Below are 26,556 nucleotides of genomic sequence, written 5' to 3'. Positions count from 1 at the left end.
GAGCGCGGTAGGTGGCCCGCCATCAGGCGATGGCGGGCGGATGGGTGTCAGAAAGCGGGAACGGACTTGCGCGGGGTCTTGGCGAGCTTGCGGAACAGCTCCGCCTCGCGGGCCCGGTAGGGGGTGCCATCGGCCTTGAGCAGGTCGTGGAACCACACGGTCGGCGGCTCCATCGTGTACGGGCGCTGCCAGCTGTCCCACGGGAAGCGTGTCTGGATCGCACCGTCAACGAAGCCCCAGTTGATCATGCCGATGTTCTCGCGGCGGGCGATCGGCAGGATGGTGTCCACGTTGGAACCGGCGCCACGTGCCAGCCACTCGGTGCAGATCAGCGGGCGTCCATACTTCTTCAACTGCGCCACGCGCGAAACGAAGGCTTCGGGCTGCTCGTAGTTGTGGAAGGTGATCACGTCCGAGCGCTCCAGCTGGGTGCGCTGGATCGAGGTGAGCGAGGCGGCACCCGGCGACCAGTCATCGCCGATCCACACGCCGCTGGTGAGCGGCTGGGTCGGCTTCTTCGCGCGGGCCCAATCGAAGATCTGCGGCAGCAGTTCGGCAATGCGTTCCTGCTCGCCCTTCAGCTGCTTGTCCATGTAGTTGCCGCCACCGGGGTTGTCCGGCTCGTTCCACAGGTCCCAGGCCAGCACGCGCTTGTCGTTGGCGAATGCGCCCACCACGCCTTCCACGTACTCGCGGAAGTGCTTGTCGTTGGCCGGGTCCACCAGCATGTGGCGGCTCGGGCTCTGCACCCAGCCGGAGTTGTGCACGCCGGGAATGGGGCGGTGCTGCGGGCCCAGCTTCGGGTCCGGGTCCCAGCAGCTGTCGAACAACACCAGCATCGGGCGGATGCCATGCTTTTCAGCAATGCTCAGGAAGGTATCCACGCGCTTGATGAAGCCCTGCGGGTCCTGCTGCCACAGCAGGTCGTGCAGGTACACGCGCATGGTGTTCATGCCGAACTGTTCGTGCGCCCAGCCCAGCTCGCGGTCGATCGCTTCCGGGTCGAAGGTGTCGGCCTGGAACATCTCCAGCTGGTTGATCGCGTTGGAGGTGGTGTAGTTGGCGCCGACCAGCCATTCCTGCTTCGCATACCATGCGTCGGCTTCGGCCGGTGTCCAGCGCGCACCATCGTTCGCATGCGCCATCGGCGCCACGGCGAGCAACGTCGCCAGCAAGGGGGAAAGCCACTTTCGCATGGGATGCATCTCCTTGGGTCATGAGCTGCCCGTCCTGGCGTGAACCGGGAGGCGGGCATTACGTGGTGGTAGCGGTGCCGGTGCGGTGACCGGCGGGTGCGCGGTGCGCGGGATCAGCGGCGCGGTGTTGCGTCGCGGTCCGTAGAGAAGTCGTAGACGATCCGGTTCAGATAGGTCTCACCCGGTGCCAGCCGCGCCGAGCCGAACGCCGGCTGGTTGGGCGTATCCGGGAACAGCTGCGGTTCCAGCGCGATGGCATCGCCCTGGCGGTACACGCGACCACTCTTGCCCACCGTGCTGCCATCCAGGAAGTTGCCCGAATAGAACTGCAGGCCCGGCTGGGTGGAAAGCAGGGTCATCACCCGGCCGGAGCGCGGATCGTGCACGCGTGCCACTTCGCGCAGGTCACGCACCGGTGCCTTGCTGATCACCCAGTTGTGGTCGTAGCCCTGGCCGATCAACAGCTGCGGCTCATCGCCCCGGCGCAGGTCGCGGCCGATCGGCTTGGCCTTGCGGAAATCGAACACGGTGCCTTCCACCGGCTGCAGGACGCCGGTTGGAATCAACGTCTTGTCCACCGGCGTATACGCGCTGGCCGGAATGGTCAGCTCATGCTCCATCGCCGAGCCGGAGCCTTCACCGGAAAGGTTCCAGTACGCGTGGTTGCTCAGGTTGACGATGGTGGGCGCATCGGTGGTGGCGCGGTAGTCGATCTCAAGTCGGCCATTGCCCTTCAGTGCATAAGTGGCGGTAACGGTCAGCGTGCCCGGGAAGCCCATCTCGCCATCCGGGCTCACGTGCTGCAGCGTGGCGTGGTCGGGCGTGGCTTCCACGATCTTCCAGACCACCTTGTCGAAGCCGCGGGTGCCGCCGTGCAGGCTGTTGACGCCGTTGTTGACCGGCACCTGGTAGGTCTTGCCATCCAGGGTGAAGCGGCCCTTGGCGATGCGGTTGGCGAAGCGCCCCACGATGGTGCCGAAGTACTGCGGGTTGTCCAGCGTGGCCTGCAGGTTGCCGTCACCCAGCAGCACATCGGCGAACTTGCCGTCGCGGTCAGGCACTTCGAGCGAATGCAGCGCCGCACCCAGCGTGAGCACCCGCGCCTGCATGCCGCTGCCATCGTGCAGCAGGATCGATTCCACCTGCGTGCCGTCGGCGGTCTTGCCCACCACGGTGCGTTCCTGGGCGCCTGCGGCCCCCACCACGGACAGCGCCAATGCGCCGATCAATCCTGCAGTCTTCCCCTTGCCAGCACGCATTGCCCAAGACCCCTCTCGATGTCGTGGAGCGTACAAAAACATATAATCAGACAATAGGCACGTTGCGACGCAGCAAGCGTTTTGGGCCAGTGCCTCAGCGCGGGGTGTTGGCGATGGCGTGGATGGCGGAAAACCCGCGTACAACCGCCTCGGCAGACGCAACGGTGTGCGCTGCGATGCCCAGTTCTGCCAGCGCCGCCTGGTAGAGGCGGGTCACCGGACCCGAGCCCACCAGCGGCACCGACGCGCTTCCCAGCGCCGGGAACAGCGCCAGCGCATCGGCGATTTCCGCGCCGGCCAGCAGGCCGCGCAGGTACGAACTGGTCTGGTCACGGGGTAGGGCGCCACGGATCATCCGGGCGCGTACGCCGAACAGCAGGGCACCCAGACCAAGCGTTCCGTTTGCCGCAGCGCGCACGCCTTCGGCGAAGGCCGGCCCTGGCTCGCCCGGGCCTTCAAGCACCGACGCCAGCAGGCCACCACTGGCCAGCCGGTCAAACAGTTCGCCCGACATGGAGGTCATGAAACTCTCCACACGGCCATCGCTGAGCTGGATCCATTTCGTGTGCGTCCCGGGCAGCGCCACGATGGCATCGGGGTCCACGTTGCCGCCGCGCAGCAGGCCCAGCAGTTCGGTCTCTTCGCCGCGCATCACGTCCGGCGCGCCATCGATCGGGCGCACGCAGGCCATGCCCGGCACGATGCTGAGTGACAGCCCGCCGATCTGCGTACGCACCAGGCTCTGCGCGACCGTGGCCGCGCCCGCCGGACATTCCACGTACCCGGCATCGACCCAGCCCACGTTGGAGCCGATCATGCCGGCGGCGTAAGCTTGGCCTGCGTGCGGCCAGCGCGCACGGATCGCATCGGCGGCGGCGGCCATGCCGTCCCGATCAAGCGTTGCAACGCCGGCCGGCGCCTCGTACGCATCGAGGATCTGCCCATCGGCACCAATCAGATACGCGCGCAGATTGGAGCTGCCCCAGTTGATGCCAATGATGCTGTCGGTGTCCTGCTGCTGCATGGCGGGTCCTTGGATGGAGGGGGTGCGGTTGCCTATTGTCTGATTATATGGTTTGGTTGCGCGGCACTGGCAAGCCTGCCAGCGCGGCATCCCACGGGAGGGGAACATGGTGAACGGCACGCTTCGTGCGCTGGTGGTTGCGGCGCTCCTGCAGGCATCGGCAGGCGCCTCCGCGCTCGATCCGGCAAAGGACAATCCGCTGCTGGATTCGGGCCCGGATCCTTGGGTCACCCAGGAAGGGCAGGTCTTCTACTACATGGGTACGCACGGCGACCGGCTGGCGATCCGCGCCACCACCGATCTGTCGAAACTCGCCGAGGCCAAGGAAGTCACCGTGTGGCGTCCACCGGCAACCGGACCGAATGCCAAGTCGATCTGGGCGCCGGAACTGCATCGCATCGATGGCAAGTGGTACATCTACTACACCGCCGCCGCCAGCGCCGCAGCCGAAGGGCAGGAAGACGCGCATCGCAGCGTGTTCGTGCTGGAGAACAGCAGCGCCGATCCCACCGAGGGCGAATGGCGTGACCGCGGCCGCCTGGCCACCGCGCACCCCGGCATCGATGGCACCACGTTCGCCACCCACGGCAAGCGCTACTTCGTCTACTCGCCGTACGTCGGCCCGGACAGCGTGCTGTCCATCGTCGCGATGTCCAACCCGTGGACGCTCACCGGCGACGAAACCATCATCGCGCGTCCCGATCAAGCGTGGGAGCGCCAGGGCGGCCGCCAGATCCTCGAAGGCCCGGAATTCCTGCAGGGCCCCAAGGGCGATCTGTTCCTGACCTACTCAGGCAGCGCCTGCTGGTCCGACGGCTACGCGATCGGCCTGCTGCACGCCAAGGCAGGTGCCAACCCGCTTGATGCAAAGGCGTGGACCAAGGCCAAGCAACCCATCCTGGCCAAGAATCCGGCAGGCAACGTATACGCACCCGGCCACAACGGTTTCTTCCATATGAGCGACGGCACGCCGTGGATCATCTACCACGCCAACCCGGGCCCCGACATGGGCTGCACCGCGAAGCGCTCGCCGCGCGTGCAGCCGGTGCATTGGGACGGGCAGGGCAGGCCTGTGCTGGATCTGCCGGTGGGTCGCACAAGCCCCCACTGATAGACCGCACCATCCTGCGCGGTGAGGCCGTCATTCAGACGGCCGTACACAGCCCCGGGCGTATAGTCGATCCACACTACGTTTCCCCATGGCACCGAACTCCCCCGAGTTCATCACCGCAAGGATCGACGCAATGCCCAAGGGCTCAGACCTGTTGGTCGCCGCACTCGAAAACGAGGGCGTGGACCGCATATTCGGCGTTCCGGGCGAGGAAAACCTCGACTTCCTGGAATCGCTTCGCAACTCCAGCATCGAGCTGGTCCTCACCCGCCACGAACAGGCGGCCGCCTTCATGGCCGCCACCCACGGCCGCCTTACCGGCAGGCCCGGCGTCTGCCTGGCGACGCTCGGCCCCGGCGCGCTGAACTTCTCCACGGGCGCGGCCTACGCCCACCTGGGGGCCTGGCCGATGATCCTCATCACCGGCCAGAAGGCGGTGATGAGCGCCAAGCAGGCCCGGTTCCAGATCGTGGACATCGTGGCCTCGATGAAGCCGCTCACGAAAATGACCCGTCAGATCGTCAGTGCCGCGGCCATCCCGGCCACCGTGCGCGATGCCTTCCGCGTGGCCATGGAAGAGCGGCCCGGCCCGGTCCACCTGGAACTGCCGGAGGATATTGCCGGTGAGGAAGTGCCCGACGTCCCGGTCATTCCCGTCCACCCGCTGGAGCGCCCGATAGCCCACGCCTCCGCGCTGGACCGGGCAGAGGCGGCCATCCTCGCCGCCAAGCGTCCGCTGGTGATGATCGGCGCGGCCTGCAGCCGCCCGTGGCTGACCGAATCGCTCTCCACGTTCGTGGCGCGCACCCGCCTGCCGTTCTTCAACACCCAGATGGGCAAGGGCGCCGTCACCGGCGGCTCCAACCTGTACATGGGCACCGCTGCGCTTTCCGAAGGCGACTACGTCCACGAGGCGGTCGCCCGCGCCGACCTGATCATCGCCATCGGCCATGACACTGTTGAGAAGCCGCCGTTCCTGATGAAGAGCAGCGGGGGCCCCAAGGTCATCCACGTGAGCTTCCAATCCGCCACGGTCGAGCAGGTCTACCACCCGGATATCGAAGTGATCGGTGACATCGGCCCCAGCGTGGATGCGTTGGCCGAGCGGCTGGAAGGCAAGTTGTCCGAAGACCAGGGCATGATCGAGCTGCGCCAGAAGATCCTGTCGCGCCTCAACGACCGTGCCGATGAGGACCGCTTCCCGGTCACCCCGCAGCGGTTGGTACACGACGTGCGCGAGGCCATGCCCGAAGACGGCATCGTCTGCCTCGACAACGGCATGTACAAGATCTGGTTTGCCCGCAATTACCGCACCCACGTCGCCAACACGCTGCTGCTGGATAACGCCCTGGCCACCATGGGCGCAGGCCTGCCGTCGGCGATGATGGCCTCGATGCTGTACCCCAAGCGGCGCGTGCTGGCCGTGTGCGGCGATGGCGGCTTCATGATGAACTCGCAGGAGATGGAAACCGCCGTGCGGCTGGGCCTGAACCTGGTGGTGATCATCCTCAATGACAGCGCCTACGGCATGATCCGCTGGAAGCAGGCCGTGGATGGCTTTGAAGATTTCGGTATGCGCTTTGGCAACCCGGATTTCGTGCGCTACGCCGAAGCCTATGGCGCCAAGGGCACTCGCGTAACGTCCGTGGAAGAACTGGTGCCCACGATCGAAGCTGCCTTTGCCGGCGGCGGCGTGCACCTGCTGGACGTGCCGATCGACTATTCCGAAAACACCCGCGTTCTGGTTGACGAGCTGCGCAACCGCACCCCCGATGTGGGCTGTGCGTAAGCGCCACCGTTGACCGCTGAATACAAGGAACCCCACATGTTGACCGTAGTACAAGCCTTCGACCGCGCCCCCATCCAGGACGTCCCGTTCGATGACGCTGCCGCGCTGGAGCGCAAGCTCGGCAATGCCGAACGCGTTTTCAAGGACCGCGACGGCTGGCTCAAGCCGCACCAGCGCATTGCCATCCTGCGCAAGCTGGCGACCCTGATGGAAGCCAAGCGCGACCACCTGGCCCTGCAGATCGCGCGCGAAGGCGGCAAGCCGCTGCCCGATGCCATTGTCGAAACCAACCGCGCCATCGATGGCGTGCACAACGCCGCCGATGAACTGCGCAACTTCGCCGGCCGCGAAATCCCGATGGGCCTGTCGGCCGCGGCAGAGAACCGCTGGGCGTTCACGACCAAGGAGCCGCTCGGCATCGTGGCCGCCATCTCCGCGTTCAACCACCCGTTGAACCTCATCGTCCACCAGGTTGCCCCGGCAATCGCAGTGGGGTGCCCGGTCATCATCAAGCCGGCGTCCACCACGCCGCTGTCGTGCTTGGAGTTCGTGGCGATGGTCCACGAGGCCGGTCTGCCGGAGCCGTGGTGCCAGAGCTTCATTCCGGAAGGCAATGAATTGGCCGAAGCGCTGGCCACCGACAAGCGCGTGGCCTTCCTCAGCTTCATCGGCTCGGCGCGGGTGGGCTGGTCATTGCATTCCAAGCTCGCCCACGGCGCGCGCTCGGCGCTGGAGCATGGCGGCGTGGCGCCGGCCATTGTGGACCGCAGCGCGGACCTGGCCAAGATCATCGAGCCCATCGTGAAGGGCGGTTACTACCACGCCGGGCAGGTGTGCGTGTCCACCCAGCGCATCTTCGTGCACAACGACATTGCCGAGGACTTCACCGAAGCCCTCATCGCGCGCGTGGAGAAGCTGCGCACCGGCGACCCCACCCTGAAGGACACCGAAGTAGGCCCGCTGATCCAGCCGCGCGAAGCCGACCGGGTGGCCGAATGGATCGACGAGGCAGTGAAGGGTGGGGCCACGCTCGCCACCGGCGGCAAGCGCCTCTCCGAAACCACGTTGCAGCCCACCGTGCTGCTCAACCCAGCCGCTGATGCACGGGTGACCACGCAGGAGATCTTCGGGCCGGTGGTGGCGGTGTATCGCTACAGCGAACTGGACGAGGCCATCGCACGCGCCAATTCGCTGCCCACCGCCTTCCAGGCCAGCATCTTCGCCCAGGACATCGACGTGGCCATGCGCGCCGCCAATCGCCTGGATGCCTCGGCCGTGATGATCAACGACCCCACTGCGTTCCGCACCGACTGGATGCCGTTCGCCGGCCGCCGGGAATCGGGCTACGGCACGGGCGGCATTCCGTACACCATGCGGGACATGTCGCAGGAAAAGATGATCCTGATGCGCAGGAGCTGAGCCCAGGCCCGGAAACGGTATGTTTTCTGGGTGGGGCACAGTAGTTGTACGGGCGCGCAGGGGTAGGGCAGCTGATGCAATAGCAAGGCATCCGCCGCCCGGCCCCCGTTCTGGAGATTTCCATGCGCGTCCTCGCCTTGTCGTCCTCTGTCACGCTGCTTGTCGCCGCCCTCGCCATGGGCGGGTGCCAAACCACGCCGCAACCCGCTGAAGCTTCAGCGCCTGCGCCCCGATCAATGCCAGGGCCCGTGACTGCCGCCGCTGCCGGGGTGACATTGCAGGGCCAGATCACCGCCCTGGACAAGAGCAGCCGCGCAGTGACGGTCACCGGCGCCGACGGCGGCAGCCTGTCCTTCGTGGCCGGGCCCGATGTGCGCAACTTCAACCAACTGAAGGTGGGCGACAACGTAACGCTCGATTACCGCGCCGCCGTCGCACTGGACCTGCAGCCGGCAGGCAGCGGCGAGGTAGGCGTGACCACCTCGCAGGCCGGCACCGTCCCGGTAAGGGGTGCCATCCCGGGTGGGGCACGGTCCAACACCGTCAATATCGTCACCGAAGTCGTGGCCGTGGACCCGGTGGCCAACACCATCGCCCTGCGCGGGCCGAGCGGCAACACCCAGCTCATCGCCGTCGAACGCGAAGACCTGCGTGCCAAGCTACCCAACGTGAAGCGGGGCGACCTGCTGCGAATCTCCTATACCGAAGCCGTCGCGCTGGGCATTCGCCGCGACAGCCCCTGAACAACGGCGGGGGAGGCCCGGGGCAGGTGGGCGCACGCCTGCCCCGGTGGGGCACTTGACGGGCCAGTGGGTAGCCTTGAAGATCGGCGCATTCAGCCTGCCGTCCAAGGATTGACCATGTCTGGCTTCATCGGTGACCTGTTGGAAGGCATTGTCGATTTCGTGACCGACATCTGGCTGCTGCGCCGGCAGCGCGCCGCAAATGGCAGGTCGGCGAATTCGTGGGGTGAAGATGCGGCGGATACGGCCGTGTTCAATGCGTGGGTGATTGGCCTTTCGATCCTGGCCCTCGCTGCAGGCATGATCATGCTCTTCGTACTGAAGCTGCCGCTGTGGATGAGCTTGGCGCCGGTCGTCGCGGGCGGGGTGTACGTGGGCTACCGTTGGATTGCGCTGACCCGCGCCTGATCGCGCACCGTGCGTCGAATGCGTCATGCGTTCCGAAACGCCGAGTCGAATACTTCTAGAGCGGCGAACGCCTCACTCGTGACCGGGTTCCACCAGAAACACGCCGCACCGCACGAAATTGCACGCAAACGGCCCATTCCACGCCACGTATAGATGGCGTCGATTAAACGCGGCTGATCGAAAGATCAAAACAACTTCCGGTATGCTCACGTTCGCGACATGGTTGAGCCTGGGAGCGTAAGAACTCCCGTAAGACGATGCAATCGAGACGTGCCATGTCGGGAGGGTGACGAAATAAAACACCTTCGCGGAAATACGTTGCGCCGGCTTACGCGGTTCTTAACCTCCCGACTCCCTCGCCATCCCGGCGAGGGAAGCTCCCCAACGGAGGTTCCACCATGTCCAGCCATTCCACCGACGCATCTTCCAGCGCAGTCGCCAGTCAAAAGCTCTGGTGGCGCAAGCCCAAGAGCGTAATGACCAACGCGCTCCATCACGACGGCCTGGTGACGTTTCCCGGCTGCCCACCCATTCCTTGCCTCAAGCTGCGAGGGCTGTGGATCCACGCCCTTGGGATTGAGCCAGGCACTCGCCTATATGTAGAGACTATGCCAGGCGTCATCGTTCTTTCGGTGGACTCACCAGCGGCAGCCAGCGCAACTGCAGTTGCATATCGAAACCAGAGGAGCGGCCCCATCAAGCTCGACGTGCAATAAGACGGCAAATAAACCCTCTCGGACCCGGACGGCTTCACGGTGAGCACACGTTAGGATAACGTCGCACAACCGGGCCCAGAGGTCCGGCTGCGAATCAATTGGACCTTGAAGGACGGAGTATGAAGTTTCCGATAGCCGCGGCCATTGGTGCTTTGCTGTTGGCTGGCTGCACGGGGCCATCTACAGCTGGATCAGCCTCAGCTGAGGACTTGGCGGGCACTTACGTGAGCCCGCTACCGAGTGGGAAGAATTATCTCCTCCTTTCAACGGACAGGCGCGGCGTGATCGTTACTGAGGAGTCGAACGGCAGCTTTCGCATGTTGATGACGTTTGACTGGAGCGTGGATGGAGATGAGTTCCATCAAACCCGCGTCAGGTGGACCACCGATGGGCGGACATCTCATCTATCGCACGACGACAGCACTACTTACCGGCTCATTGGGCACGCTTTGGAGACGCGTGCAACTTCAACCGGGAACTGGATCCGATGGGAGCGAACGAACCCAGATGTGTTCAAGGACGTCACTGATGCGGTTTCAGCAAAATTCACCCGAAAAGACGGCGACTGACTGTGTCGGCTCAATCAAGCCGGACAGCTTCGAGGCCCGGGAATCATAAGCTCAAGTCCGTACTCGACTGAAGACAAGAAACTGACTTCTGGCAAGTCAGCATCAGGAAATGAGCCGCGAATGCACTTTGAGCGGAACAGCTCAAGCCAGTGATCCTGCGGCCCATCAGGAGGGCCGTGGCTTATTTGAATGAGCAAGGATCCATCCGCGCCCTCCCAGACGAGGCGTAGTTGGGCATTTCCTCTTCTTATCGAACTAATGCAGCCAGCCGAGTTAACAAACGAAGACTCTTGCCACACGTCAAAGCCGCTTGCCTTGGCAAGCTCGCGGAACAGCGAAAGGGCATCTTCCACGTTGAGTATAATCACCGGCCTGCTCTTATCGGTCCGATTGTGGTCGTGGTTGTCAGTCGGTTCCGACCGACCTAAGATCGAGAAGCGTCAAAAGGGGAGCCTACCATGCGGGAGGCTTTACACAGGCGGTGTTGCCGGGCCAGGTGCCTGGCTATTGGATGATTGAGTACTAATGTCCGTATTCGAGTTCAGTGGCAGGTGGAAAGAGGAGTTGGTCTGCACGGGGCCAGGTGGCTCGTTCGTGCTGGAGTTGCCGATGGGCATCCTCACCGCTTACCTTCCAACCGAGGATGCGTTCAAGAGAACGGCGCCGACCTGGGCTGAAGACCTTTGGCCGCAGTTGCGGGACGAGCTTGAGCAGTGGTGTGTCGCCAACAAGGCGCAACTGGTCATAGACCCAACTGCTGGGGTTTATTAGGCATGGCCTGAACAACCAGCGTTGAGCCCTGAGTTCGCCGGTCCGGCTCGATTTGCGACTGACTGACACCTGATTCGAAATGGTCGGAGCTGGCCAGCCTACCTCCCCAGCGCAATCGACCACGTCAGAAAAGCGGCCCACATCGGCAGGATTAACAACGTCCGCCCGGCAAGTTCCCGGAACCTGCGACGGCCGGACACAGCGACCAGGAGCGCGAATACGGGACCCAGAATGCCCATCTCGATCAGCAGGTTCCGCCAGAGATAAAAATTGTCGAACGCCAGTGATCCTGCACTTGGAAGCACGCCGACGGGATTGGCAGCTCCGCCATGGATGGGCCAGAACAGCGGAACAGGGTGAGCTCCCACCAGGAAGTCGAGGAGCGGGTGGGAAATCCCGGCAGCCAGCAACCAGCTGAGCTTGAGGTTCGCGGCTGGGAACCGCGACATGGTGAGCTTGACGAAGAACGCGGCAGCTATTGCGAACAGCAGGCTATGACTGAACCGAGGGTCTGCCCCGTAGTCGGAGAACCAGACAGCGAAGTAGTCCAAATCCGGCCCTACAGCCAAGGCAACGAACGGAACCGCCGCCCAGCGCGACGAGCCACGTCGCTGCGCGTTGCAGTACAGGTACATTGTGAGTCCTGCCGAGGCATGGGCCGCGATGGAAGACATCGGTTCGATTATTGGTGATCAGCGACGAGCGTGACCCGCCCGCGTGGGCGGCTGATGGCGCCTGTGTGTGGTGTGAGTGAAGCGAGACGCAGAAGCCAGCTCCCACTAGCTTGATGACCGGCCATCAGCCGCCTAAGATCCGTCCAGTTCGTGAAGTGCGGCATCCCGGTGGCGGCAGTTGGACCTGAGGAGCTACGACGTGGCACTTGAGACTGTGGCAGAAGCACCCGTCGACTTTGCATTTGCCGTCGGCGACTGGCACGTAAGGCACCGCCGCCTGCGCGATAGGCTGGTGGGCTGCACCGACTGGGTTGAGTTTCCAGGCGAGATGTCCACCCGGTCGGTGCTGGGTGGCTTCGGGAATGTCGAGGACAACCTCCTGCATCTGCCCGAAGGCCCGTACCGGGCAGTTGCTTTGCGCTCCTTCAATCCGCAGACACTGCAATGGTCTATCTGGTGGCTTGATGGGCGGGCCCCGGGGCAGCTCGATGTTCCCGTCGTGGGCTCGTTTACGGATGGCGTTGGCCTCTTCTACGCAGATGACACGCTGAATGGTGCTCCCATCCGTATCCGGTTCACCTGGCTAACTTCAAACCCGGAGAACCCCAGATGGGAGCAGGCATTTTCCTCGGACAATGGCGCGAGCTGGGAGACCAACTGGACCATGGATTTCACTCGCGCGCCGTCTCGGCCTTAGGCCAAGGAACGTGTGTCAGCCAGATCCGCTGCAGCTTGGGACATGGATGACAAACGGCTCGGCAGCCAGGAAGGGCTCCAGTGACGCCATGAAACGTGCGTGCGCGGAACTGGGCTCGAATCCTTCCACGTGCGCTGCAAGATCCGTCCAGTCCACCTCAAGGAGGTAGACATCTGCCCGATCAATTGACGGCACGAGTCGGTGGCGGATGTGACCCTCCGCGCTGGCCACAAGGCCGGCGACGCTCGCAAACGCCGCTTCGAAAGCGGCGCCTTGTCCGGGCTGGATGCTCAACACCGCCAGTTCCGTTACGTGATTGCGCGTGCTCACAGGGCGGCTGCCTTCAGGGAGGCCTTCCGCTCCCGGAACCGCTCAGGTACCTCAAGTGTCTGTCCCACCACATCAATGGCCACCTTGCCGCGAAGCGCGTAGACGCCTCCGTTCTCAAGCAACTCATGCGCCTCGGCCATCCGCGCAAGGGGCAGGGTAGCGCCAAGGATTGGTTTCACCAGCCCGCGTTCCACAAGGTGGGTCAGCGCATCCAGCTTCCCTCTATTCTGGCGGGTGAACACGAAGTGGTAGCTGGCGTTCCGGCCCCATGCTTCGATGAGGTTCTGCGGCTGCGCGATGTCCACCAGGCTGACCACGCGACCGGCGTCTGCCAGCACCAAGGGGCTGCGGGTCAGCGTATCGCCCCCGATCGTATCGAAAACGACGTTGACGCCCCGGCCTCGCGTCATCGTGGCGATGGCCTCGACGTAGTCTTCCGAGGTGAAGTCGATCGCCTCGTCTGCACCCAGCGACTTCACGAACGCATGATCCACGGCACGTGCCGTCGTGATCACCCGTGCGCCGATGGCCTTCGCCACCTGGATCGCGAGGGTGCCCACGCCGCCTGCTCCGCCATGAATCAGCACGGTTTCGCCCACGGTGAGCTGGGCGCGCGTCACGAATGCCTCCCACACGGTGCCGCCGGCGAGTGTGAGGCTGGCGGCTTCCAGGTGGCTTATGTTCTCCGGCTTTCGGCCCACCAGCTCGACATCAGCCACGTGCTGTTCGGCATAGGAGCCTGCGCCGCCAAAGATCCTGGGCGTGTAATAAACCTCGTCGCCCACGCCGAACTCGGTCACGTGCGAGCCGACTTCCTCGATCACGCCGGAAATATCGTGTCCGATGATCGCAGGAAGCGGAACATAGTCCACGTAGTCGCCCCGGCGGATCTGATAGTCGAGCGGGTTGATGGCCGTGGCGTGGACGCGCACACGGACCTGGCGGGGGCCGACGGCCTGCACCGGAACGTCGCGCAGCTCGAAGGCTTCGGGTCCGCCGAAGCGGGCGAGAACCATGGCCTTCATGGTGTTTTTCATAATGATGCCTCCTCATGGTGGGTGCGGCCCGGATCGGCCTGCAACGCCAGTAATGGTGGGTTCCAGCGCCCAGAGGGGGTAGGGATGGCGCGTGTGAAACAGCTTCAAGGAAGTTTTGAAAGCGGCACGGCGCGTGGAGCTTCCGGTGCGCGCGTGACGAGTCGCCGCCTCTTCGGTGATGATGTATTCGGTGGACCACAAGGCGACTGCGATGGACTTCTCCGATTTGACCCTGTTCGTGCGGATCGCCCGGCTGGCCAGCATCAGCGCTGCCGCCCGTGACCTGGGCATCACGCCGGCGGCGGCCAGCGCACGCCTGGCATCGTTCGAGAAGGACCTGGGGTCGCGCCTGGTCCACCGCACGACGCGGGCGACAACCTTGACCGAGGACGGTGCCGCGTTCCTGCCCCATGCAGAGCATCTGCTGGAGTCCGCCGAGCTGGCGCGGGTCGCCCTGGGTCGTGGGAATGCCACCCCAAGCGGCGTACTGCGGATCGCCGCCCCCTCTTCGTTCGCCCGCATGCACATCGTGCCGGGTTTGCCGGAGTTCACGTCCCGCTACCCGGACCTCAGGCTGGACATGCGGATCTCTGACAGCGTCGTCGACCTCGTGGAAGGGGGATTCGACGTTGCAGTGCGCTATGCAGACCTGGGGGATTCATCATTCGTCGCCAGGCGGATCGCTCCCGACAAGCGCGTCCTGGTTGCATCGCCAGGCTACCTGGAACGCCACGGCGAGCCGCAGTCGCCGGAAGAACTGGACAGGCACGCGTGCCTGGTGGTCGGCACACTCGACCTGTGGACGTTCCAGAGGCCTGATGGCGGGGTGACCGCCAAGCGCGTTGCGCCCACTATTCGAATCAACGACGGCGGCGCCGTATGCACTGCTGCACGCGACGGTTTGGGAATCGCCTTGATGGCGACCTGGTGCGCTGCGGATGAGATTCGTGCCGGGACACTGGTCCCGATCCTGCGCGACTTCCCCCTGGTATCCACCCAGACGCTCTGGGCGATCTACCCGAGCGCGCGCGAACTCGCGCCCAAGGTGCGGGTCTTCATCGACTGGCTGGTGGAGCGTATTGGTCCAGAGCCCTATTGGGACCGGGGCTTGTTACTTTGATCTGGCCTACGTAGCAGCTTGAGAGTTTCGCTTGAAACGGGCGATCCGCGCTCGCTTGTTGGCCGGCCGCAGCTGCTCTAAGATCGCGCATCGGCCGGGGGGAATCCTGCCGTGAGAGCCGAAGCCGCGTCGCGGCTCGTCCTGTTTCAGTAACTTGACCGCGCAGGTGAATTCAATGGAATTGATCGGTTTCGCTATCGTCCTTTTCCTATGTCTGGGTATTGGCAAGGTCATCAACATCATAGCGCGCCGATTGGTGTTCAACGGCGCCGGCCTCTACCTTGCACTATTTTCGGCCTTCGCAATCTGGAACATCTACATGTCGTGGAACTCCACCCTCGATTCATTCCAGATGGGATACGCCTTCGGTCGCAACATCACACCACCGCTGATCATCGCCTTGGTTGCCACGTACTTCTTCTTCAAGTTCAGGACAGACAAGGCGCATCAGCTTCGTGTCCAGAAGGTACGCCAGAGCAGGGCGGAGGTGAGCGCGACCGCTGACAACTGAGTCAGGCAGTCGTTGCTGGTCATCTGGAGCAAGGTGCGCACCCACGTGAGCGGATACTGGTTCAGTTCCTCGCTGTTTGATATCGAGCCTGACGAGCAGGATGCGTCCAGCCCGCAGAGAAACGGACGACAGCTCGCGCTCTGGCTCGGGTCGCAACTTGAGCAGCGCGGCTATGTCATTGAAAAGGTTGTCGAAGAGGACTGGGGTTGGTGCGTCATCTGCCAGTCCAAGCCCTTCCTGCTGTGGGTGGGCTGCGGAAACATGGATGACGCGGGTGACGAGCCTGAGGCGCCGGCGTCACGGACGGACTCGATTACCTGGCACTGCTTCCCGGCAGCTGAGACCCCGTGGCTGACCCGCTTGCTTAAGCGTGTTTACACCGCACCCGCATTGGCGCGCCTGGATGCCCAGCTGCGAGTGATACTGTCGAGCGATCCCGGCATCGAGCTCACTTCATGATGCCCGGCCATTAGCCGCCAGGGGTTTCCCGACTGCTGCAGATATGTGTACCCATTTACTGAACCAGGAAGGCGAAGTGAAACTCCTTACAAATTGGCAGTGCCGCACGAGAGCTGCTGCATGGGTAGTCGCTCTAGGCAGTTTGTCGTCGGCGGTCGCGGCCACCACCACCGCCACCACCGAGCCGTCGCCACAGCTCTTGACTGCGATCGACACGATCATGATGCAGGGAGTTACCAGCAAGACTCCTGGCTGTGTGTTGGGTCTGCACTCGAAGGGCGTGGACCTTGTGCGTGCCTACGGACAGGCGGATCTCGAACGCAATGTCGCCATGGATGTAGACAGCGTTTTCAACATCGCATCCGCCAGCAAGCAGTTCACTGCCGCCGCCGTGCTGCTGCTCGCCAATGAGAGAAAACTGTCGCTGGATGATGACATCCGCAAGTACCTGCCGGAGCTCCCGGCGCAGCAGCAGCCGATCACGGTAGACAACCTGCTCAGCCACACCAGTGGGTTGCGTGACTTCCGCTACACCGACTGGCTGCTTGGACGCGATGCGATGCCTCAGCACAACCAGGACATCCTGGATTACGCGTCGCGGCTGAAGTCGCTTAACCATGCGCCCGGCGAGTCGCATTCCTATACCAACACCGGCTACGTTCTGTTGGCGATCATCGTCGAGCGCATCACTGGCCGCAGCCTCCAGGAGTTCAGCCAGGAGCGACTGTTCGCGCCAGCTGGGATGACACACACGCAATGGGAGGTCGACAGCCAGCAGCTCGTGGATAAGCGGGCCTACGGCTATGTGATGGAAGAAGCAGCCCACGATAGCAAGCCGGCACGCTTCTCTCAGGCTCTGACGGCCCGCAACACCTATGGTCATGGCAACCTGCTTACAACTGCAGGCGACCTGCAACGCTGGAACGTAGCCTTGTCGCGCAATGTCTTTGGCCCAAGCCTGACTGCCCAGTTGGAGGAAAGAGCCACGCTACGCAATGGCGTTGTGATCAACTACGCACGTGGAGAAATGGTCGGCGAGTACCGTGGCTTCCGCGAAGTCAAACACGGGGGCTACAACGGAAACTACATGGCTTGGGTGGGGCGATATCCGGACGCGGATCTGTCAATGTCCTATGTGTGCAACAGCGATGCCGACAATGTCGACCCGTACGACATCCTCGACCTGTTCCTGCCCAAGGATGCGCCGTCGCGCCAGCCCGCGCCTGTGCAGGGTGCAGATGACCTGTCGACGCGCAGTGGCATCTATCGCCGCATTGATACTGGGCAGCTGGCCGTATGGACGTTTCCAGGCAAGGCGAAAGTGGAAGGCGGCCGTTTCGTGATGGGGCCGTACACCTATCAGCTTGACCCCAACGACCCAGAGCGGATAACCCGGCGAAACTATGGCAACACGGCCGAATGGGTACGCGTGCGCGAGCGGGAGCCCGCAGCGTCCAGTTTTCGCGAATTCCAAGGCCGCTTCACCAGCGACGAGTTGCTCGCCAGCTACGACATCACGTTCGATGGCAAACAATTGAGGATGACCGTGCGCGGTATTTCGCACCTCACCGCCATGTTGCAGCCCCGCGCTCCGGATGCATTCGAGGCCCAGGAACTTTCCCAGCTGCAAGGCACCCTCATAGTGTTCAAACGAGACAAGCGCGGTCGCATCATTGGGATGGCGATTGCGCCCGACGGGTTGCATGAGATCCCTTTCCGAAAGGACGCCGCGAACTGATGAGCCGTCACTGGTCCGCCTTCCCCGGCGGCATCCCCTCATCACGCTCGTGCCACGGCGGAAGCTCCAGCGCATGACCCTTGAGCATGGCGTTGATGCGCGCGCGCACCTGGCTCCTCTCGGCGTCCGCGCATTCGTCCAGAATCTCCGCAGCCAGCAGCTCAAACTGCGGCCAGAACTGCGCTGGATGGCGCGTGTGCGCCAACCAGTGCGCCAGCATCTCGTCCAGCGCGTCCAGCCGTGCCTGTATGTCGGGGCGCACGGTCATCCCGGCGGCGCCTCCAGGTCGAGTGCCACACGGTAGTGATGTCCGTCGTCGTTGAGCTGGACGGTGAGGTCCGGCTGCAGTACGTCATCCACATGCAGCGTGGGCTGGCCGCGCGCGGTACGGGTCACCACGAACTCATAGCGGCTCCGGCCGAAGCGGTAGCTCAGTTCGAACGACGGCCAGTGATCGGGCAGGCACGGTGCAAGCGACAGCCGGTCGCCCTGGCGGCGGATGCCGAGCAGGGATTCAACCAAGAGGCGATACATCCAGCCGGCCGAACCGGTGTACCAGGTCCAGCCGCCTCGGCCCACGTGCGGTGATACCGCGTAGACATCGGCCGCCAACACATAGGGTTCAACCCGGTAGGTCTGGACTGCCTCCGGGTCCAGCGCGTGGTTGAGGGGGTTGATCATGCCGGCCAGCTCCCAGGCGCGCGTCGCATCGCCCTGGTGTGCAAAGGCCATCGCTGCCCATACCGCCGCGTGGGTGTACTGGCCACCATTCTCGCGCACGCCCGGTACGTAGCCCCGAATGTAGCCGGGGTCTTCCGAGGTCTTGTCGAACGGCGGATCGAGCAGCTGGATCAGCTGGGCGTCTTTTCGCACCAGATGCGTGTACAGCGAATCCAGCGCCTGCTGGGCACGCTCGGGCGCGGCAACGCCGGACAGTACCGACCAGCTCTGCGAGATCGAATCGATGCGGCATTCCTCGCTCTGTTTCGATCCCAACGGGGTGCCGTTGTCGAACCACGCGCGGCGATACCATTCCCCGTCCCAGGCATGCTGTTCCAGGTTGTGCCGCAGGGTGTCGGCCTGCTCCTGGCACCAGTGCGCACGGTGTTCATCGCCACGCGCGTTGGCCAGCGCGATGAAGCGGCGCAGCGTGTCATGCAGGAAGAAGCCCAGCCACACGCTTTCACCGCGCTGCTGGTCGCCGACGCGGTTCATGCCGTCGTTCCAGTCGCCGCTGCCCATCAACGGAATACCGCGCTCGCCGAGCAGCCGGCAGCCGCGCTCGAGCGCAAGGACACAGTGCGCATAGAGGGTGCCGCGCAATGCCGAAGGGGTGGGCATGTCGTAGTAGCTTTCCTCCTCCAACGTCACCGCGCGCCCTTCTATGAAGCCGACCATTTCGTCCAGCACGGTGGCGTCGCCGGTGACTTCCAGGTAGCGGCATGCCCCCTGTGGCAACCAGAGGTAGTCGTCCGAGCAGCGGGTGCGCACGCCGCGACCCTGCGGCGGGTGCCACCAGTGCATCACATCGCCTTCGGCGAATTGGTGGGCGGCGCACAGCAGCAGGTGCTCGCGGGCCAGGTCCGGACGGGCGTGGATGAGCGCGAGCACATCCTGCAGCTGGTCACGGAAGCCGAACGCGCCGCCGGACTGGTAGTAGCCACTGCGTGCCAGATAGCGGCTGCCCAGCGTCTGGTAGACCAGCCAGCCATTGGCCAGCGCGTCCAGCGCCGGGTCCGGGGTGCGCACCTGCACGCTGGCCAGCACGTGGCGCCAGTGGATGCGCACGGCATCCAGCGCATCGTTGGCCTCGTGCGCGCCCTGGCGGCCTCGCACCAACGCCAGCGTTTCGTCGCGGTCGCGGCCCGCGCCCAGGCGGAACGTGGTTTCGCTGCGCTCGCCCGGTGCCAGCTCCAGCGGCACCTGCAGCGCCGCGCAGGGATCCAGGCCGGCGCCGGAGCGCCCACCCAGCCGCTCTCGACGCAGCGCCGCCGGTGCATGCAGGCCGCCGTTGCGGCCGATGAACTCCAGCCGGTCGCAGGTCCAGCCGCAGCCCTCGGCATCGGTATCGAAGAAGGCCATGCGGCCGCCGAAATCGGTGCTGTAGGTGTTGCGCGCCAGCAGCGCGCCGGTCTGCGGGTCGCGTTCGGTGACCACGTGCATGCGCGACTTCGCGCGCAGGTCACCCATCACCCATTCCACATAACCGACGGCCGACAGCCGCCGTGGCCGGCCCGACAGGTTGTGCAGGCGCAGGACCGAGTACTTCAGCGGCGCGGCGACGTCGACGAACACCCACAGCTCGCTGACGATGCCGTCCTCGAAGTGCTCGTACACCGTGTAGCCGAATCCGTGACGCGTGCGGTAGGCACCGGTACCCCGGCGCGGCAGCGGCATCGGCGACCAGACCCGGCCGGTGTCCTCGTCGCGCACGTAGAAGGCCTCGCCGCCGGTGTCGGACACCGGGTCATTGAGCCACGGCGTCAAGCGGAATTCATGCGCGTTCTCGAACCAGGTATAGCCGGGCGCACTCTCGCTGACCACCGTGCCCAGGCGGGCATTGGCGATCACGTTGGCCCACGGCGCCGGTGTCGGCGCACCTTCGCGCAGCAGCACCACGTACTCGCGGCCGTCGTCGCTGAAGCTGCCGGTCCCGTTATCGAACTGGCCGGCGCCACGGTAGGGCAGGAACGGCCACGGGTCGTCCACGTCCTCGTCGTGTGCGGGCGCCGGGGGCAGGCCGGGCTCGAAGTTCGGGTCGGCGAGGATGGGCAGCCCCGGCGTCTCGTCCATCGAGAGTTCCAGTTCTTCCTGCACCGCCTGCGGCACGAACGCCGGAATCCGTTTCGCGGGGGAAGCTTGGCGTCCCACCTGCGCAATCAGCGTGCCGTCTTCGTCGCTGATCACCGCGCGGGCCACCGCCTGCAGCAGGATGCGGTCCTCGTGGGTCATGTTCTGCACCGGCCGCACGAAAATGCCGCCGGGGCGGTCGAGCAGGCCCGTTTCCGAGCTGGCGGCGACCATCCCCAGGATCTGGTCCTGCAGCTCCTGCCGGTAGCCGGCCTTGCTGTCGTTCCAGATCACCAGGTCGGTGTTGAGGCCCTTCTGTCGCCAATAGGCATGCGCCTGCACCAGCTGCCTGACCAGTTCCACGTTCTCGGCGTCGGTGACCTTGAGCAGCACGATGGGCAGGTCGCCCGAGATGGCATGGCCCCACAGCCCGGATTGCCCGCGCTGGTTCTGCTGCAGCACGCTGGCGCTGGCGCGCAGCAGCGGGCTGGCATACAGCACATGGCTGGCCAGGCGCTCATAGAGCTGCGCCTCTGCCTGGGTGGCGTTGATCTGCCGGCGGACCACCTGGCTGTGGGTCCAGGCCAGGTCGAACACGCGGTCGGCCAGGCGGCGATCACGGTACTTGTCCAGCAGGGCCTCGCAACCGGGGCGGTCGGCGCCGATGCCGTAGACCATGTCCAGCTGCACGGTCTGCTCGGGTTCCAGTACCACGCGCACGCGGATAGCCACGATCGGGTCGAGCACCGAGCCGTCGCTGCCGGAGAGGTCGGTATCAGTGGTCAATGCCTGCGGGGTGCGCGGCGTATTGCCACGCCCCAGGAAGCGCGCCCGGTCGGTTTCGTAGGAAATCGCCGCCACCTCGGCGTCATGCACCGCGACAAGATGGAACATCCACGGCGGTACTTCGTCGTGCGAACGCGGCCGGCGCGTGCACAGCACGGCCTGCTTGGCGGCCAGGATCTCGCTCTGCACGAACAGGTTGCTGAAGGCCGGGTGCGCATCGTCAGCGGCCGCCGGTGCCAGCACCACTTCGGCATAGGTGGTGATTTCCACGGTGCGCGTGCGACGGCTGCGGTTGGTCAGGCGCAGGCGACGGAGTTCGATGTCGTCCTCGGCGGAGATGGCCACCTGCAGGTGGCTCTCGCAGCCATGCAGCGCGCCACGGAATTCGGCCTTGGCGTCGGAGAAGATCGCCTCGTAGTTGTCCATCGGCACGCAGGTGGGCTGGTAGGCAGCCGACCAGAACTCGCCGCTGTCCACGTCGCGCAAGTAGCAGAACGTGCCCCATGCATCGGTGGTGCCGTCCTCGCGCCAACGGGTGAGCGAGAGGTCGCCGTGGCGGCTGTAGCCACCGCCGGCATGGGTGAGCATGCCGTGGTAGCGGCCGTTGGAGAGCAGCTGCACTTCCGGGCGCGGGCCGCCCGGCTTGCGCAGCACGCGCAGGGACGTTTCGTCCTGCGCCGTGGCGGCGTGCTCGCCCAGCGATTCGACCTCGTGCGGATGGAACACGCCAATGCGCGGAATGCGCTCCTGCAGCAGCAACAGGGTGGCCTGGAATTCGACATCGGCCACGAAGCGGCGCTGCATCGGCTGGTCGCGCAACAGGTAATCCAGCGACAGCAGGCCCATGCCCTGGTGGTGGGCCATGAACGAACGCAGCAGCACGTGGTCGTGCCCCGGCGGCACGCGGGCAGGGGTGTAGTCGATCGCCTCGTACATGCCGAAGCGTCCGGCAAACCCAAGACTCTCAAGCGCCTGAAGGTTCTGGCAGGCCGCTTCCGGCGCCACCATCAGCGCCATCATGCTGGCATAGGGCGCGATGACCCGATCCTGCCCCAGGCCACGCTTCAGCCCCAAGCCCGGCACGCCGAACGCGCGGTACTGGTAGTTCAGGCGCGCATCGACCGCGTTGTAACCGGACTCGGACACGCCCCATGGCAGGTTCAGGCTGCGGCCGTAGACGATCTGCGCTTCCACCGCATGCCGTGCGGTCTGGTCGAGCAGGGTGTCCGGGTAGCTGGGCATCACCAGCTGCGGCATGAGGTACTCGAACATCGAGCCACTCCACGACAGCAGCGTCGGCGTGCCGTTGACCTCGGTAAGCAGGCGGCCGAGCGCGAACCAGCTCTCCTGCGTGAGCTCGCCCTGGGCGATGGCCACGAAGGCGCACAACCGCGCTTCGGAGGCGAGCAGGTCGTAGAAGCTGTTGTCGAGGCGGTGGTCGTCGACGTTGTAGCCGATGGAGAGCAGGTTGCGGGAGCGGTAGAACAGGAACCCGTATTCCATCAGCGAGAACTGCCCGGCGCGGTGCGCCAGGTCCTCCAGCTGCGCGATGCGCGTGCGTGCGTCGGCACCGGCGGTACCGGGCAGGGCGGCGAGCTGGCGCAGGGTGGGTACCGGCGCATCCGCATCCGCGTTGGCATCGACCGGGATGTCCGCGAGCGCCGCACACGCGGCATGGCATTCGGCAGCGAACAGGGCCGGCCAGTGCAGGTCACCGTCCTCAGGCGATGCCGGTGCCGGCCACTGTGCCAGCACGGCGTCGGCCAGGCCGGCCAGCTCCTGCAGGCGGGCCAGCGCTTCGGCGGCACCGCGCGGCAGGTCGGCCCGCGTTGCCACCAGCCGCTGGCGCAGGTGGTCGAGCGCTTCGCCGAGTGGCGCGTCGCCGGGGCGAAGGCGCTGCCGTTCCTCCTCTAGCACGCCGAGGGTATCGGCCAGGCCATCGAAGGTGTGCGGCGCCAGCACCGGTGCGTCCACCAGTGCGAGCAGCCCCTGGCGCAGCGTAAGCAGGTGGCCGGCGAGGTTGCCGCTGTCCACGGTGGAGACGTAGCGCGGCGGCAGCGGCGCCAGGGTTTCGGTGTCGTACCAGTTCAGGAAGTGGCCGCGGTGGCGCGGCAGCTGGTCCAGCGTGCCGAACGCGAGTGCGGTGCGTTCAGCGACCGCGCCCTGCTGCAGATAGCCGAAGTCCCACGCAGACAGATTGGCCAGCAGGGACAGCCCGATGTTGGTCGGCGAGGTGCGTCGCGCCACCACCAGTGCCGGGTGCTCCTGGATATTGTCCGGCGGCAACCAGTGATCCTGCTCGCGCACCCAGGCCTGGAAGAACGACCAGGTGCGCCGCGCGAGGCGGCCAAGGAACGCCCGCTGGGTATCGGAAAGCTCGGCCACGATCGCGGCCGGTGGCCGGCCGAGCCACGCCATCAAACCAGGCGCAAACGTCCACGCCAACAGGAAGGGCAGGGCAAGCGGCAGCGCCTGCGGGCGCACGACGGCGACCACCGCCACCAGCGCGAGCGCCAGCAGCGATCCCGGCGCCATCACCCGCCATTCCGCGCCCCGGTCGCCGCCCAGGCGGCGCTCGACTTCGCTGGAGGGGTTCCACTGCAGCAGGTGGCGGCGCGTGATGGCCATGCGCCAGAGCGTGCGCAGCACCGCGCCACCGGCCAGCAGGGCTTCGTAGGGCAGGCAGGCAATCTGCGTGGCGGCGCGCAGCAGCGACTGCAGCGTGCCGCGCCCGACCTTGATGTAATGCGCTTCCAGCGGGGTATCGTCCGGCACGCTCAGCGCATCGCGCAGCATGCCGATCAGCGGCGGTGCGAACCACAGCGCCAGTACCCACGCGGTCCATGCAGCGGGGTTGTCGGCGTACAGCCAGCCTGCCACCAGCAGGACCAGCGCGGCGATGGGCACCAGGCTGCGGCGCAGGTTGTCCAGCAGCTTGCCACGCGACAGCAGGCTGAGCCGGTTGCGTTCCCAGCCTGTGCCCGGGCGTGGGGTCCACGGCAACAACCAGGGCAACAGCTGCCAGTCGCCACGGATCCAGCGCGCACGGCGCTTGGCGTCGGCGGCGTAGCGTTCGGGGTAGTCCTCGTACAGGCGCACATCGCTGACCAGGCCCGCGCGGGCATAGCAGCCTTCCAGCAGGTCGTGGCTCAGGATGCGGTTTTCGGGCAGGCGGCCCTCGAGCGCATGCTCGAAGGCTTCCACGTCATAGATGCCCTTGCCCACGAAAGAGCCTTCATCGAACAGGTCCTGGTAGACGTCCGAGACCATGCGCGTATACGGATCGATGCCGGGTTCGCTGCCGAACATCCGCGCAAAGCGCGAGGTACGGCGCCGGCCCAGGCTGGTGCCCACGCTGGGCTGCAGGATGCCGTAGCCCTCCACCACGCGCTGCATAGCAGGATCGAAGCGCGGCCGGTTGAGCGGGTGGGCCAGGGTGGCGACGAACGCACGCGCCGCATCGCGCGGCAGCTGCGTGTCCGAATCCAGGGTGATGACATAGCGCACACCGAGCAGGACCGCCGCGTCACCCACGATGCGCATGAACGCGCTTCCATCGCCATGGCGGAGCAGGGCATTGAGCGCGGCCAGCTTGCCGCGCTTGCGCTCGTGCCCCATCCACACGCCTTCACTGGGGTTCCACTGCCTGGGGCGGTGCAGCAGGTAGAAGCGGTCGCCGCGCTCGGACGCGTAGCGCTGGTTCAATCCCTCGATGCGCTGCGCGGCGTGCGCAAGCAGGGCATCGTCCGTCGGCAACTGCGCTTCTGCGGCGTCGAGGAAGTCGGTCAGCAGCACGAAGCGCAGCTGGGGATCGCGGTTGGCCAGGAAGCGGACCTCCAGCGCTTCGACCAGTACGTCGATGCCGTCGGTGCTGGACAGCATCGACGGTACCGCCACCACGGTGGCGCAGGCTTCCGGAATACCTTCGCTGAAATCCAGCTTGGGCAGCGGCTTGGGGGCGACCAGCACGGTCGCGGTCCAGTTGACCAGCACGATGCCCAGCTCACTGAACACCAGCAGCCCGAGCAGGGCAGCCAGCCAGATGGGAACCTCGCCACTGCCGGTCGCCAGCAGGCCCCAGGTGGCCAGCACCGCCAGCAGGGTGATCGGCAGCAGGTACAGCGCAAGCGGCACGCGGTGGGCCAGTCGCCGTGCCTTGCGGTGGCGTGGCGCCGCCTCGGCCACGGCGTCAACGGTGGTGTGCAGGCCTTCGCCGACCAGCCAGTAGCCCACATGCGTGCGTGGGCCGTCGGGCGGGGTAGCGGCCCGGGCCAGGTCCAGCGCGATGGTGGCAACGCGTTCCTCGGCGATGCGGCTGCCGCGCGCGATCTTCTCCACCACGTGGCGATAGGCGTCGCGGGTGCCGAAATCCATCTGCGGATAGACCGCCATGGGGTCTTCGCGTAGCCGCTGCTCGACCACACTCATGTCTTCGACGAAGGTGCGCCAATCCATGGTGGAGAGAAAGCGCAGGCTGCCGATGCTGTTGCTGATGGACACCTGGTCGGACGCCTGCTGCTGCCCCTCGGCCGCAACCAGTTCCTCGATACGCTGCCCGGACGCCGCAGCCCATTGTTCCAGCCAGGCGATGGGCATGGCCCACGCGCCGCCGCGACCCTGCAGTGAACGGGTCAGCTCGGCGATGAATGCGCCGGTCAACGGCGGCTCGGAGCGCGCCATGTCGGCCACCACCAGCACCACGTCCGTAGGCGTATCGGACGCCGCGAGATTCAGGTTGTCCGCCCATTGCGAGGCCAGGCGCCGGTCTTCCCCATCGCGCATGACCCGCGCGGCCATGCGCCGCAGGTTCTCCAGCAGCGCCAGGCGCAGCATGATCGGAACCGCCCACAGCTCGCCCAGGCTCAGCGGCGCCAGCGACTGGTAGGAGGCGATGAAGCGGCCCAGCGTATCGCCGTCAATACGGCCGTCGCCGTGCGCGATGGCCTGCATCGACAGTTCATACACGCGCGGCAGCCCGGCCGAGGGGCCGGTGGCCAGCGAGGGCAACTGCCGGCTGTAGCCGCGCGGCAGGTGGCGTCGTGCGGTCTGGATCTGTTCTTCGACCAGGTAGTAGTTGTCGAGCAGCCATTCCCCGGCCGGGGTGACCGGGCGCTGTTCGCGCACCACGCTGCTGAGCAGGGTATTGGCGTCCTGCAGGACACGTTCGTTGGCCTGCAGGCGCTCGAGCAGACGCTCCGGGCTGGGCCGCATCCGCACGCGATGCTGGCGCGCGAGCGCGCGGCCGTAGACCTCCATCTGTTCAACACTGTACAGCGCGGCCCGCAGCGGGCCCTCGGTGGCTTCGATGGCCGGGGCAGATGCCTGCCGCTCACGCCAGCGCCAACGAACAAGCCGCCGCAGGCGAAGCCAACGGCCGAAAAGACGACGAAGGTGGGGCATAGGGTACCG

The 26,556-nt window shown here is 65.4% G+C and carries 19 protein-coding genes; 11 read left to right on the top strand and 8 right to left on the bottom strand.

Annotated features, from left to right (window positions below):
• Positions 1 to 47: 47 nt before the first annotated feature.
• The 3 genes from QMX79_RS03400 to QMX79_RS03390 all read right to left on the bottom strand — a co-directional run bounded on the left by QMX79_RS03400 (position 48) and on the right by QMX79_RS03390 (position 3,479).
• Positions 48 to 1,196: a cellulase family glycosylhydrolase gene (locus tag QMX79_RS03400; RefSeq protein WP_282244389.1), complete on the bottom strand. Its 1,149-nt coding sequence runs from the start codon at positions 1,194 to 1,196 to the stop codon at positions 48 to 50.
• A 113-nt stretch (positions 1,197 to 1,309) separates the two neighbouring features.
• Positions 1,310 to 2,455, bottom strand: a complete 1,146-nt coding sequence (locus QMX79_RS03395; protein WP_282244387.1) for an aldose epimerase family protein — start codon at positions 2,453 to 2,455, stop codon at positions 1,310 to 1,312.
• Between the two features lie 94 nt (positions 2,456 to 2,549).
• A complete protein-coding gene (locus tag QMX79_RS03390; protein ID WP_282244385.1) occupies positions 2,550 to 3,479 on the bottom strand; it encodes a 2-dehydro-3-deoxygalactonokinase in 930 nt (309 codons plus the stop codon).
• Between the two features lie 109 nt (positions 3,480 to 3,588).
• Between QMX79_RS03390 and QMX79_RS03385 the strand changes: the two genes are divergently transcribed.
• From QMX79_RS03385 to QMX79_RS03360, 6 genes are all read left to right on the top strand, one after another.
• On the top strand, positions 3,589 to 4,590 hold the full coding sequence (locus tag QMX79_RS03385; protein WP_282244384.1) for a glycoside hydrolase family 43 protein: 1,002 nt from the start codon (positions 3,589 to 3,591) through the stop codon (positions 4,588 to 4,590).
• Positions 4,591 to 4,723: 133 nt separating this feature from the next.
• The gene (locus tag QMX79_RS03380) at positions 4,724 to 6,379 is read left to right on the top strand and encodes an acetolactate synthase large subunit (protein ID WP_282244382.1); all 1,656 of its coding nucleotides are present in this window, start codon (positions 4,724 to 4,726) and stop codon (positions 6,377 to 6,379) included.
• Between the two features lie 36 nt (positions 6,380 to 6,415).
• Positions 6,416 to 7,798: an aldehyde dehydrogenase family protein gene (locus tag QMX79_RS03375; protein ID WP_282244381.1), complete on the top strand. Its 1,383-nt coding sequence runs from the start codon at positions 6,416 to 6,418 to the stop codon at positions 7,796 to 7,798.
• Between the two features lie 248 nt (positions 7,799 to 8,046).
• Positions 8,047 to 8,541 carry a hypothetical protein gene (locus QMX79_RS03370; RefSeq protein WP_282244379.1) on the top strand — a complete coding sequence of 165 codons (495 nt, stop codon included), beginning with the start codon at positions 8,047 to 8,049 and terminating at the stop codon, positions 8,539 to 8,541.
• A gap of 117 nt (positions 8,542 to 8,658) precedes the next feature.
• Positions 8,659 to 8,949 (top strand): hypothetical protein, encoded by a 291-nt coding sequence (locus QMX79_RS03365; protein ID WP_282244377.1) that lies wholly within the window; start codon positions 8,659 to 8,661, stop codon positions 8,947 to 8,949.
• Between the two features lie 1,810 nt (positions 8,950 to 10,759).
• Entirely contained in the window at positions 10,760 to 11,005 is a 246-nt protein-coding gene (locus QMX79_RS03360) for a hypothetical protein (RefSeq protein ID WP_282244375.1), read from the top strand.
• Positions 11,006 to 11,103: 98 nt separating this feature from the next.
• Here QMX79_RS03360 and QMX79_RS03355 read toward each other — a convergent pair whose 3' ends face one another.
• Positions 11,104 to 11,679, bottom strand: a complete 576-nt coding sequence (locus QMX79_RS03355) for a metal-dependent hydrolase (RefSeq protein ID WP_282244373.1) — start codon at positions 11,677 to 11,679, stop codon at positions 11,104 to 11,106.
• 199 nt (positions 11,680 to 11,878) lie between these two features.
• On the opposite strand from QMX79_RS03355, the gene QMX79_RS03350 reads away from it, so the two are divergent.
• Positions 11,879 to 12,376 carry a hypothetical protein gene (locus QMX79_RS03350; RefSeq protein WP_282244372.1) on the top strand — a complete coding sequence of 166 codons (498 nt, stop codon included), beginning with the start codon at positions 11,879 to 11,881 and terminating at the stop codon, positions 12,374 to 12,376.
• 15 nt (positions 12,377 to 12,391) lie between these two features.
• Here QMX79_RS03350 and QMX79_RS03345 read toward each other — a convergent pair whose 3' ends face one another.
• Entirely contained in the window at positions 12,392 to 12,706 is a 315-nt protein-coding gene (locus tag QMX79_RS03345; RefSeq protein ID WP_282244370.1) for an antibiotic biosynthesis monooxygenase, read from the bottom strand.
• Positions 12,703 to 13,743 (bottom strand): zinc-dependent alcohol dehydrogenase family protein, encoded by a 1,041-nt coding sequence (locus QMX79_RS03340; protein WP_282244368.1) that lies wholly within the window; start codon positions 13,741 to 13,743, stop codon positions 12,703 to 12,705. Before QMX79_RS03340 ends, QMX79_RS03345 begins: the two co-directional genes overlap by 4 nt.
• Positions 13,744 to 13,954: 211 nt before the next feature.
• On the opposite strand from QMX79_RS03340, the gene QMX79_RS03335 reads away from it, so the two are divergent.
• The 4 genes from QMX79_RS03335 to QMX79_RS03320 all read left to right on the top strand — a co-directional run bounded on the left by QMX79_RS03335 (position 13,955) and on the right by QMX79_RS03320 (position 17,571).
• The gene (locus QMX79_RS03335) at positions 13,955 to 14,863 is read left to right on the top strand and encodes a LysR family transcriptional regulator (RefSeq protein WP_282244366.1); all 909 of its coding nucleotides are present in this window, start codon (positions 13,955 to 13,957) and stop codon (positions 14,861 to 14,863) included.
• A gap of 175 nt (positions 14,864 to 15,038) precedes the next feature.
• Positions 15,039 to 15,374, top strand: coding sequence for a hypothetical protein (locus QMX79_RS03330; RefSeq protein ID WP_282244364.1), 336 nt, complete (start codon positions 15,039 to 15,041; stop codon positions 15,372 to 15,374).
• A 45-nt stretch (positions 15,375 to 15,419) separates the two neighbouring features.
• The gene (locus tag QMX79_RS03325; protein WP_282244362.1) at positions 15,420 to 15,833 is read left to right on the top strand and encodes a hypothetical protein; all 414 of its coding nucleotides are present in this window, start codon (positions 15,420 to 15,422) and stop codon (positions 15,831 to 15,833) included.
• Positions 15,834 to 15,909: 76 nt separating this feature from the next.
• Complete coding sequence (locus QMX79_RS03320) at positions 15,910 to 17,571, top strand: serine hydrolase domain-containing protein (protein WP_282244360.1); 1,662 nt, start codon at positions 15,910 to 15,912, stop codon at positions 17,569 to 17,571.
• A gap of 7 nt (positions 17,572 to 17,578) precedes the next feature.
• Here the strand turns inward: QMX79_RS03320 and QMX79_RS03315 are convergent, their stop codons facing one another.
• Entirely contained in the window at positions 17,579 to 17,839 is a 261-nt protein-coding gene (locus QMX79_RS03315; RefSeq protein WP_282244358.1) for a hypothetical protein, read from the bottom strand.
• On the bottom strand, positions 17,836 to 26,547 hold the full coding sequence (locus QMX79_RS03310) for a glycoside hydrolase family 94 protein (RefSeq protein ID WP_282244356.1): 8,712 nt from the start codon (positions 26,545 to 26,547) through the stop codon (positions 17,836 to 17,838). The genes QMX79_RS03315 and QMX79_RS03310 overlap by 4 nt, the downstream gene beginning before the upstream one ends.
• Positions 26,548 to 26,556: the final 9 nt, after the last annotated feature.

Source organism: Stenotrophomonas sp. PS02300, from assembly GCF_029959395.1.
Classification (GTDB): Bacteria; Pseudomonadota; Gammaproteobacteria; order Xanthomonadales; family Xanthomonadaceae; genus Stenotrophomonas; species Stenotrophomonas maltophilia_AD.
This window is presented reverse-complemented; position numbering and strand designations above follow the sequence as displayed.